Raw genomic sequence first — 9,925 nt, 5'->3', positions numbered from 1 at the left:
AGTCTGCCCCGGTTGCGCGGAGGCGGATTGTTGGGATCTTGTGTCACTCGATGTTGAGGAAAGTGGCATGGGGCGACGGGGCTACCCGCCGGAGTTCAAGCGCAAGGTCTTGGATCTGCTCGAGGCCGGGCGGTCGGTGACCGACGTAGCTCGGGACCTGGGAATCAGCGGTCAGTCGATCTACACCTGGCGGCGAAAGGACCGCATCGACCGTGGTCTGGTGCCGGGGCTGAACAGCGTGGAGAAAGAGGAACTGGCCGCGGCGAAGCGCAGGATCGCCCAGCTTGAAATGAAGTTGCAGGCCACCCTTCGTGCAATGGAGTTGGTACGGAAGGTGGTGCCCCCAAAAGACGCTACGAGGCGGTCAAGGTGATGGCCGCCGCTGAAGGCATCTCGGGGGAGGTGGCGTGTCGGGTGGTCAACGTGTCGAGCTCGGGCTACTACGAGTGGCTGACCCGACCCGTGTCGGCGCGTTCGGTGCGGGACGCCTGGCTTACCGGGCTGATCACCGAGATCCACCAGCAGTCACTAGGGGTCTGTTGCGTTGCCCGTGTCCATGTCCAGGGACCGAGGCAGGCTTGACGGGTGAAGCGGTCGAGTCCTCGTCGTCCCTGGTCGCCGCCGAAGTCGGCGTTCACCGGGTTCCGGTTCCCCGCGGAGGTGATCGTCGTCGCGGTCCGCTGGTACCTGCGCTACAGCCTCTCCTACCGGGACGTGGAGGAACTCCTGGCTGAGCGCGGTGTCGAGGTCGACCACGTCACCGTGTTCCGGTGGGTACAACGGTTCACCCCGCTGCTGGCCGACGCCGCCCGGTTCGCCCGCCACTCCCCCGGTGATCGGTGGTTCGTCGACGAGACCTACGTCAGGGTCAACGGCGTGTGGCGCTACGTCTACCGCGCGATCGACCAGCACGGGCAGGTCATTGACGTGCTCGTCTCGGCCCGCCGTGATGCCGCCGCGGCCCGGCGGTTCTTCCAGCGGGCGCTGAAGGCGCTGAAGGTGACGCCCAGCGAAGTCGTCACCGACGCCACCCCGGTCTACCCCGCCGTGCTCGACGACCTGATCCCCTCGGCCTTGCACCACGTCGAGCAGCACGCCAACAATCCGATCGAGGCCGACCACAGTCAGCTCAAGCACCGGTTACGACCGATGCGCGGGCTCCGGACCGACCAGACCGCACAAGTGATCATCGCCGGACACGCATTCATCCAGAACCTCCGCCGCGGACACTACGAACTCGGGCTCGACAGTCAGCCCAAGCTCCGAGTCGCTTCGGCGTTCAGCGACCTCGCCCGGGTCATCTGACGCGGACCCGACCCGGGCGTACCGCGTCTCCCGATCAGATAACGCAACGGCACCATCTAGCGTTTGTCTATGAGTGATATCGATGGAATCCGGGCAGGCAGACACTGTGCGTTCGCCCTGCATGCCCACTTGGTCTTCGTGACCAAGTTCCCCCACAAGGTTTTCAGCGACCGGCACCTGACGCGGATTGGCGGTCGGGGCACCAGCCGTCAGGACGGCAACCCGATCAAGCGGCAGCTCGGATGACGCGGTGCGGCACGGCGACGGGCGCGCCGGTGTCCCCACCCTGGCACCGGCTGGTGCGGCGCGCGGCGGCCAATTCCGCCGTGGTGGCCTGCGCCGCCGAGCGCGGTGGTGGCGAGCACTGCCCCTCGAGACGCCCGGGTGACGGTGACCGGTAAGGGGCGGACGTGAGGGCCGTCATAACGGCTGGACGATCGGCCCGGCCCTGCTGCTAGCCTTCTCGGCAGGTCATGAGCGCCAGCGTCAAGCCCCGGCTCGCTGGCCGGCAACCCTCCTCCACGGTGGGGTGCTCCGGGTGAGGACCAGGCACCGGTGTGGCACCGGTGCAAGCGTGGCCTGGTTCCCAGGTCAGCACCGACCCAGGAGAACCATGTCTGCTGATCTTTTCGCCCCGCCCGTCGGCGGCGCCGTGCCCGCGGCCCCGTCCGACGCGCCGGCTGCCGGCCTGATGCTGGTCAAGCGGCGACACGTCGACCTGATGCGGGTCTGCAGCGACGGCTGTCGCCGCCCGACCGCGTAGTCGACGACCCCTTCCTCGTACCACCCGCAGCGGTGTGCCGGTCCGGCACGCCGTCTCCCGGCGCGCCTGTGTGCCCGCCGACCGATCGATCCGGAGACACCTGTGCGATTCCTTCCCGCTCTGTCCAAGGTGGCCGCGCTCGGCGCCGCCGCCGTCCTCGCCGCCACCGCGCTGACCGCCTGCGGCGACGACTCGTCCGAGGCCGCCGACAACCCCTACGGCCTGCTCCAGCCGGGCGTGCTGCGCGCCGGCACGCTGACCGACGCACCGCCGAACGTGTACCTGAAGGACGGCACGTTCACCGGCTTCGACAACGACCTGCTCACCGCGGCCGCGGCGAAGGTCGGCCTGAAGGTGGAGTTCGTCGGGACCGACTTCTCCGCGCTGCTGTCCCAGGTCAACAACCGCAAGTTCGACATCGGCAGCTCCTCGATCACCATCACCGAGGCGCGCAAGAAGACCGTCGACTTCGGCAACGGCTACGACTTCGGCTACTTCGGCCTCGACGTGCCCGCCGGTTCCCCGATCACCAGCTTCGACCAGCTCGCCGGCAAGCGCGTCGTCGTCGTGCAGGGCACGGTGCAGGACGACTACGCCACCGGCCGGAACCTCGACCCGGTCCGGGTGCCCGACTACAACGGCGCGATCAACCAGCTCAAGGCCGGCACCGCCGACGCCTGGATCGCCCCCGCCGAGATCGGCGAGAAATCGGCGGCGGACAGCAACGGCAAGATCACCGTGGCGGCCAAGCAGCTCAGCCCCGCCCCCACCGCGTACGCGTTCGCCAAGGGCAACGACAAACTGCGCGAGGCGCTGAACAAGGGCCTCGACGAGGTCATCGCCGACGGCACCTGGACCCGGCTCCAGGCGCAGTACTACCCGGGCCGGCCGATCCCGGCCGACTTCAAGCCCGGCAGCGGCACCGTCGCGTTGCCGGCGGCGTCGGCATCGACCACCTCCTGACGGTACGGATGACGAGCGAGCAGGGCGGACGGGGACGAGACCGATGGACACCTTGAGCAACCTCTGGGAGACCTTCTTCGACGGGGACTCGATGCGCGAGGCGCTGCCCGAGATGCTGACCGTCGGGCTGCCCAACACGCTGATCCTGGCGATCTCCGCCGCCCTGCTCGGCTCGATCCTCGGCATGCTGCTGGCCATCGCCGGCATCTCACGTACCCGATGGTTGCGGTGGCCGGCGCGGGTCTACACGGACGTCTTCCGCGGCCTGCCGGCCGCGGCGACCATCCTGCTCATCGGTGTCGGCCTGGCGCCGCTGGGCATGGAGGTGTGGGGACCCAACCCGTACCCGCTGGGCATCCTGGCGCTGTCGCTGATCGCGGGCGCGTACATCGGGGAGATCTTCCGCTCCGGAATCCAGAGCGTCGAGGCCGCGCAGCTCGAGGGGGCCCGGGCGCTCGGCTTCTCCTGGGGTGAGGCGATGCGGCTGGTGATCATCCCGCAGGGCGTACGCCGGGTCCTGCCGGCCTGGGTCAACCAGCTGATCGCGTTGATCAAGGACTCCAGCCTGGTCTACTTCCTCGGCCTGGTGGCCAGCCAGCGGGAACTGTTCCGGATCGGCCAGGACTACGCCGCCACCACCGGCAACGAGTCGGCGCTGCTGCTGGCCGGCCTGTTCTACCTGGCGTTGACCGTGCCGCTGACCCACGCGGTCAACTGGATCGACCGGCGGCTGCGCCAGGGCCGGTCGGTGACCGTCGACCCCGACGACGACGGCGGGCTGGCCCTGGCCGGCGAGACCGCCCTGCCCCCGCAGACCGGAAAGGACCACCGATGACCGGCACCGCCACCACCACCTCGGTCAGCCTCGCCGTCCGGGACGTCCACCTCGCCTTCGGCGCCAACCGGGTGCTGCGCGGCGCCGACCTGGACGTCGGGCGCGGCGGCACCGCCTGCGTGATTGGCCCCTCCGGCTCGGGCAAGTCCACCTTGCTGCGCACCATCAACCGGCTGATCGAGCCGGACCGGGGTGACGTGCTGCTCGACGGGCGCAGCGTGCTGCGCGACGACCCGGACGCGCTGCGCCAGCGGGTCGGCATGGTCTTCCAGCAGTTCAACCTCTTCCCGCACATGAGCGTGCTGCGCAACATCACATTGGCGCTGCGCCGGATCAGGAAGCTCTCCGAGGACGAGGCCGCCGCGGTCGCCCGCGCCCAGCTGGAGCTGGTCGGGCTGGCCGGCAAGGCGGACTCCCGACCGGCGCACCTGTCCGGCGGGCAGCAGCAGCGGGTGGCCATCGCCCGGGCGCTGGCGCTGCAACCGCAGGTGATGCTCTTCGACGAGGCCACCTCGGCGCTCGACCCGGAACTGGTCAAGGGCGTCCTCGCGGTGATGGCCGACCTGTCCGCAGGCGGCATGACCATGGTGGTGGTCACCCACGAGATGGGCTTCGCCCGCGAGGTCGCCGACACCGTCGCCTTCATGGACCACGGCGTGGTCCTGGCAGCCGGGGAGCCGGCCGCGATCTTCGAGGCGCCGGAGCACCCCCGGCTGCGCCGCTTCCTGTCCCAGGTGCTCTGAGCAGCGGCGGACACCCCGGCGGGGCCGGTCAGAGCCGGCGGGCGGTGAGCCACCTGTCCGGCCAGTAGCCGACCCCGTCCAGCAGGGGTGCACCGGAGACGTCGCCCATGGTGGGACCGTCGGTCTGGGACCGGCTGGAGATGAAGCGGTGGTGCCCGCCGTCGTCGATGCCGAGGTAGATGCCGGAGTGGTCGATCTGGCGGTTCGGTACCGGCTGGGCGTTGAAGAAGACCAGGTCACCGGGGAGCAGCTTGTCGATTCCGCGGGCCCGCTGGCCCGAGTTGGGCATCAGCTGAACACCCGGGCCCAGCTCCGCCATGGCGTACGCTCGGCGCGGAAGACCCTCACCCGGGGTGTTGGTACCGCGCAGCGGATATCCGAGCCGGTGACCGTAGACCATCCGCAGGTAGCCGGAGCAGTCCAGGGCCAGCTTGCGCTGCGGCTCGGGCACCGCCGCCTTGCCGTCCAGGAACGACCAGGGCAGACCCAGGTAGTCGTAGAAGTCGGAGCGCTCCTGACGGCCGTCGGGGTCCGCCGGGTCCGGCGGCCCGAACGAGGCGTCTCCGGAATACTGCTGTCCCTGGTTGTCCCGCTTCACCGGGGCCCCGTCGACGTACTCGAAGGAGATCGCCAGCACGTCCGGCGAGCGGTCCCGGCGGGCCGCGGCGAACCAGTCGATGAACCACTGCTCCTGTTCGGCGCCGGCCCGCCACGGCTGCGGCGCGAGCCGGACCCACATGTCGGTCTCGACCTTCGCGTCCGTGAAGCTCGGCTCCTCGAACGTCCGGGACGGACCGTAGATGTGCGCGGTCCGCGCGCCGTCGGTCATGACCGCGACCGGCTCCCCCGACGAGTCGATGATCTCCGTACGGTCCGGTTCGGACGACCGCTGGTAGTGGTAGCCCGACGCGCCGGCCGCCTGGCCCTCGGTCGCCTTTGCCAGGCCCAGGGTCAGCTCGCGTTCGTCGGCCGGCGACGGCCGGGCCACCAGGTAGGTGAGCATGCTCGCGGTGATCAGCAGGACGAGCCCGATGACGCTCGACACGGCCGGCCTGCGGAGGTACCTGCGGTAGCTCATTCCTGCTTCTCCTTTCAGTGACGTTTGCGAGGAAGGGTCAGGTCACCGGCACGAAACCCGCGACCACGCCGCTGTACGTGATGCCGAAGGTGATCGCCGTCACGATGACGGTGGCCAGGATGGTCGCCCTGGGCGGCTGGCGCACCAACTGGTAGGCGATGAGGCCGGGGATCACGAAGCCCAGCGTCTGGTGGGCGAACAGCAGTGGCAGGTCGCGCTGGACGAGCACGAACATGGTCAGTTGCAGCAGGACGCTGACCAGCACGATGGCGGCGAACAGCCGCTTCCCGTACAGGATGATGACCCGGTGCATCAGCCGGGCGATGAGGTAGGTGACGATGGTGACCCCGACCACGATCACCGACTGGAGCTGGTCCTCGATGAGGGTCAACGCGATCCAGCCCGGGGTGATCATGCCCCCGGGCGAGAGGTTGGTGGTCAGGTAACACAGCAGGGCGAACACCAGCCCGATGCCGAGGCTCGCCGTGGCCAGCTGGGCGCTGAGTTCTCCGCCGAACGTCATCACTGGCTCCCTTCTCCGGTGGACGTACGAAGGGTGGAGGCGGAGGGAGAGCCGTCCTCGCAGGTCCAGCCCGGCAGTGTCGCCAGCTGGTGGACCAGCACCTCACCCTGCCCGTGGATGTTCCCGACGGCGACGATCGAGGAGTCGTCCGGGGTCGCCGCGCTCACGCCCTGCAGCAGGCTGTCCGGGTCCGGTTTGCCGCCGAGGTCGACCACCCGGTCCTGCAGGTCCGCGGGCACGGTCGTCCGGGCACTCTTGGTGACCTCTCCGATCAGGACGATGGTCTCCGGTCTCACCCGGCCGCTCAGCTCGCCCATCTGCCCGTTTCGCTCGATCCGGTCCGGCCGGCAATTGATCACCATCGTGAGCGGCCGGGTGATGAGCTGCTGGTCCTCCAGTTGCTGGATGTTCATGAAGGTCGACTCGGGGTCGTTGGCGGCGAAGATGTTCGCGAACCGGAAGCGCTTGTCGCCGTGCATCACCCGGGCCACGGAGAGCACGCCCGGGTCGGGCGGCGCCTCCCACATGCCCTTGAGCGCGCTCTGCCGGTCGACGCCCAGTTCGCCGGCGACGGCCAGCGCGATCGCGACGTTCTCCTTGAAGGTGATCCAACCGAAGCCGTTCATCTCGTGGTCGCTGACCGATTCCGGGTCGACCGCGATCAGGCGGCAGTCCCGCCGGTCGGCCTCCTCCTGCAGGATCGCGAGCCGTTCCCGCTCGGCGGTGATGCAGGTGCCGCCCACCGGCATGGACCGGCTCAGCGACCGGGCGACATCGTCCAGGGTCGGCCCCATCTCGGCGAGATGGTCCTCGCGCACGTTGCACAGCACCCCGATGTTCGACCGGATCAGCTTGCTCTGGTTGACCTCCTGCAGCGCCGGCATCACCGCCATGCACTCCATGACCAGAGCGTCCGGGTGGTAGACGGCGGCCCGCCGCACGATGCCGATCTGCTCGACCACGTTGGCGATGCCGAACTTGCGGTGCACCGGCTCCTCACTGGCGTCCGGAAAGATGAACCGGGCCGCGGTGCCGGTGGTCTTGGCCACCACCACCCGCCCACCGCCGCGCAACGCGCCGGCACAGAGCCGGGTGATCGAACTCTTGCCCCGGATGCCGTTGACCAGCACCCGATCGGGAATCATGTTCAGGTTGCGATAGTGGTTACGCTGCTCGACCATCCCCGCGCCGAACAGGGCCACACAGCAGAGGACGAAAACGACGTAGAGGTAGACCACGTCAGCTCCTTTCGTCTCGGTCGTCGGCGCGGGTGTCGGCACTCTCGCTGTACCAGAGGGTGGCCCGACCGGCTTCGGGCTGCGGCGGGACCTCGGGCAGCACGACGGTGCGGTCCTCCTCCGTGCCGCGCAGCCGGCTCGCACCGCCCAGCCGACTGGAGCCGGTGTGCCGGACCTGGCGGCAGACCTCCAGGCACATCGCCAACGCCCCGATGTCGTCGTGACGTTGCGGCGAGATCGGCTCCTCCACATCCCCGTCGCTGATCCGGTCGGCCTGCCCGGCGAGGCGGCGCAGTGGCCGCGCGAAGACGAAGTACTGCCACGTCTGGGTCAGCAGCACCACGCCCGTCGTGGCACCGGCCACGAGCAGCGTCCACCGCCGGCCGTCGCTCTCCGGCAGCCGCAGCCCGGCCAGGTCCTGCTCCACCACCAGCGACCACTTCAGCGGAGCGACGGTGTTCGGCTTGTTCAGCCCGGCGGCGGCGATCAGTGCCGGCCTGCCGTCCGGCGTCTTCGCCATACCCACGGTGCCGCCCTTCAGCGCCTCGGAGGCGGCCACCCGGGCGGTGCCCTCCAACTGCTGGAAGGCGCGGAAGCCGTTGGAGTCGAAGACGGTGCGCAGGTCCTCGTCGACGACCCGTACCTGCCCGTCCACCGCCCGGATCATCTCCAGCAGGTAGTCGATGTCGAACTCGCCGACGGTCGCGACGCCGTTGGGAGCGACCCGGAAGGCGTACACCAGCGGCACGCGCGCGGTTGCGCCGTCCAGCTCGATGCCGGTCTCACCGCGCAGCGGCTCCTTGCGCAGCGGGTCCCGTCCCGCGGCGCTGACGACCGATCCGTTCGGGTCCATCAGGTAGAGGCTGCGGAAGCGGTGTTTGTCGGCCAGCTCCTGCTTCAGCTGCGGGGCCAGTTGAGCCGGGTCGGGCGTCACCTCCGATGCCTGGGAGATCCGGGTAACCGTCTGCAGGCCGTTGTTCAGCGCCTTGCCCATCACGTTGCTCGCCGCCTCGGCCCTGCTCTCCTCGTCCCGGACGAGTTGGTTGGGGATCTGCGGCTCAGGTGACCTCAGCGTGTAGGCCACCGCCGCCGCCGGCCAGAGCAGCGCCACGACGGTGGCCAGGGCCAGGCCCTGGTTCGCGGTCGGTCGCCACCGCCACCGCCAGCGCTTCCGGCCGCCGGTGCCGGACGATGGATCGTCGGACGTGAGGGACAGTGCCCGGGCGATGCGGTGGGCCTCCGCGATGCGCAACGGGTACCGCTTGCCGGGGACCTCACCGCAGGCGTCAGCCTTGGCCCGCTCCAGCAGCGACCGGACCGGGCTGACCAGCGCCAGCCGCATCAGCAGGAAGCTGGGCACCGCCATCGCCAGCAGGGTCAGGCCGAGCAGGAAGCCGTGCAGGGTGGAAGTGCCGCCCGTTTCCTCGGCGACGATGAGGGTCGCCACCGTCGCCCCGGTCTCCCCCACCGGAGCGGAGGAGACGACCAGTTGCTTGTTCAGCCACTCCGTCACCCGGATCGGGTGGCCCTCGGTGGACTGGGACCCGGCCAGCCCCTGGAAGACCACCGGCAGGTGGACGTCGGGTACGGCACTGACCCCCTGCATCAGGGTGCTCTTGCCGTCCGGCGTGATGACGAAGATGCCCTGTCGGGCGTTGGGGTTGAGGCGGAGTTCGTCCACGTCGAGCGGTTGGGTCGCCAGCAGCGTCCGCGAGCCGTCCAGCGCGACGCTGCGGACCAGAGCCGGCCCGTCGGGAGTGGTGATCGGGAAGGTGTCCTTGGCGGGAAGTGCCGGTGGCAGCAGCTCCATCGGTACGCCGGTGCCGGCGGTGGCCAACGGGCGCCGCGAGCCGGTCTCCACGATCGCGGCCCCGGTCCACTCCGTACCGTTGCCCACCACCTGCTTGACGAACTCGGGGTCGGGCGTCGTCGGGGGCCGAGCCGCGATGCGCTGGTCGAGGTCCTCCACGTAGTGGTTGATGGTCAGCCGCATGCTGGAGGCGACCTTCGACACGTTGTCCCGCTGCGAGTCGACGACGGCCGGGGGGACGCCCCGTTGGTTGTTGATGGCGAACCCGAGCACGATGGCGGCCGCCAGACCCATGATCGCCCAGAGATACAGCAGTGACGGCTTACCGGAGCCGGCGGGAAAGCCGGCTGCCGGGAGCTGCTGGTCCAGCGCCCGCCGCCGCCACGGGACGGCCTGCTCCTGTGGTGGGTCCGAGGGCACTGACGGCACGGACGCGCGTCCGCGGAAGGGCTGCTGATCGCGACCCCGGTCGGGGGCGGGCTGCTCGCCTCCGTTCCTGCTGTTCATGGCGACCCTTCGCTCTCGGCGACATCGGAACTTGCGCGTCGTGTCGATCATCGAACTCGGCAGGGTGAGGAGACTTCACCCGACCGGGATGAACTCGGCGGGGGTCGAATCCGCGTCGCGGCCACGTCGAGCGGTGGCACCAGCGTGGCGGCCGGCGGGG

General features: G+C 69.7%; 11 protein-coding genes and 1 riboswitch. Of the genes, 7 read left to right on the top strand and 4 right to left on the bottom strand.

The genetic code is table 11. The features are described 5' to 3' along the window. Positions 1 to 67 precede the first annotated feature (67 nt). The 7 genes from ACTMS9_RS24940 (at position 68) to ACTMS9_RS24910 (ending at position 4,609) form a co-directional block, all read left to right on the top strand. Positions 68 to 373 (top strand): transposase, encoded by a 306-nt coding sequence (locus tag ACTMS9_RS24940; RefSeq protein WP_441166147.1) that lies wholly within the window; start codon positions 68 to 70, stop codon positions 371 to 373. 212 nt (positions 374 to 585) lie between these two features. Beyond that, the gene (locus ACTMS9_RS24935) at positions 586 to 1,305 is read left to right on the top strand and encodes an IS6 family transposase (protein ID WP_441166146.1); all 720 of its coding nucleotides are present in this window, start codon (positions 586 to 588) and stop codon (positions 1,303 to 1,305) included. 69 nt (positions 1,306 to 1,374) lie between these two features. After that, positions 1,375 to 1,551 (top strand): hypothetical protein, encoded by a 177-nt coding sequence (locus ACTMS9_RS24930; RefSeq protein WP_441166145.1) that lies wholly within the window; start codon positions 1,375 to 1,377, stop codon positions 1,549 to 1,551. Between the two features lie 223 nt (positions 1,552 to 1,774). Further along, a riboswitch (SAM riboswitch) is annotated at positions 1,775 to 1,886 on the top strand. Between the two features lie 32 nt (positions 1,887 to 1,918). After that, a complete protein-coding gene (locus ACTMS9_RS24925) occupies positions 1,919 to 2,068 on the top strand; it encodes a hypothetical protein (RefSeq protein ID WP_350795522.1) in 150 nt (49 codons plus the stop codon). A 102-nt stretch (positions 2,069 to 2,170) separates the two neighbouring features. Beyond that, a complete protein-coding gene (locus ACTMS9_RS24920; RefSeq protein ID WP_441149361.1) occupies positions 2,171 to 3,031 on the top strand; it encodes an ABC transporter substrate-binding protein in 861 nt (286 codons plus the stop codon). Between the two features lie 43 nt (positions 3,032 to 3,074). Next, positions 3,075 to 3,866, top strand: coding sequence for an amino acid ABC transporter permease (locus ACTMS9_RS24915; RefSeq protein ID WP_441149363.1), 792 nt, complete (start codon positions 3,075 to 3,077; stop codon positions 3,864 to 3,866). Further along, positions 3,863 to 4,609: an amino acid ABC transporter ATP-binding protein gene (locus ACTMS9_RS24910; protein ID WP_357616323.1), complete on the top strand. Its 747-nt coding sequence runs from the start codon at positions 3,863 to 3,865 to the stop codon at positions 4,607 to 4,609. Before ACTMS9_RS24915 ends, ACTMS9_RS24910 begins: the two co-directional genes overlap by 4 nt. A 28-nt stretch (positions 4,610 to 4,637) precedes the next feature. On the opposite strand, the gene ACTMS9_RS24905 is transcribed toward ACTMS9_RS24910, so the two are convergent. From ACTMS9_RS24905 to ACTMS9_RS24890, 4 genes are read right to left on the bottom strand one after another with little or no spacing between them, the layout of a single operon-like run. Continuing rightward, on the bottom strand, positions 4,638 to 5,687 hold the full coding sequence (locus ACTMS9_RS24905; RefSeq protein ID WP_441149365.1) for an NlpC/P60 family protein: 1,050 nt from the start codon (positions 5,685 to 5,687) through the stop codon (positions 4,638 to 4,640). Positions 5,688 to 5,724: 37 nt separating this feature from the next. After that, on the bottom strand, positions 5,725 to 6,210 hold the full coding sequence (locus ACTMS9_RS24900) for a poly-gamma-glutamate biosynthesis protein PgsC/CapC (protein ID WP_154937278.1): 486 nt from the start codon (positions 6,208 to 6,210) through the stop codon (positions 5,725 to 5,727). Then, on the bottom strand, positions 6,210 to 7,448 hold the full coding sequence (pgsB, locus tag ACTMS9_RS24895; protein ID WP_441166144.1) for a poly-gamma-glutamate synthase PgsB: 1,239 nt from the start codon (positions 7,446 to 7,448) through the stop codon (positions 6,210 to 6,212). The genes ACTMS9_RS24900 and pgsB overlap by 1 nt, the downstream gene beginning before the upstream one ends. 1 nt (position 7,449) lies before the next feature. Continuing rightward, entirely contained in the window at positions 7,450 to 9,687 is a 2,238-nt protein-coding gene (locus tag ACTMS9_RS24890; RefSeq protein ID WP_441166143.1) for a HAMP domain-containing protein, read from the bottom strand. Positions 9,688 to 9,925 lie beyond the last annotated feature (238 nt).

It is taken from the genome of Micromonospora sp. L31 (assembly GCF_052068075.1).
In the GTDB taxonomy this organism is placed as follows: domain Bacteria; phylum Actinomycetota; class Actinomycetes; order Mycobacteriales; family Micromonosporaceae; genus Micromonospora; species Micromonospora purpureochromogenes.
The sequence above is the reverse complement of the archived record's forward strand: the minus strand, read 5'-3'. Positions and strand labels throughout refer to the sequence as shown.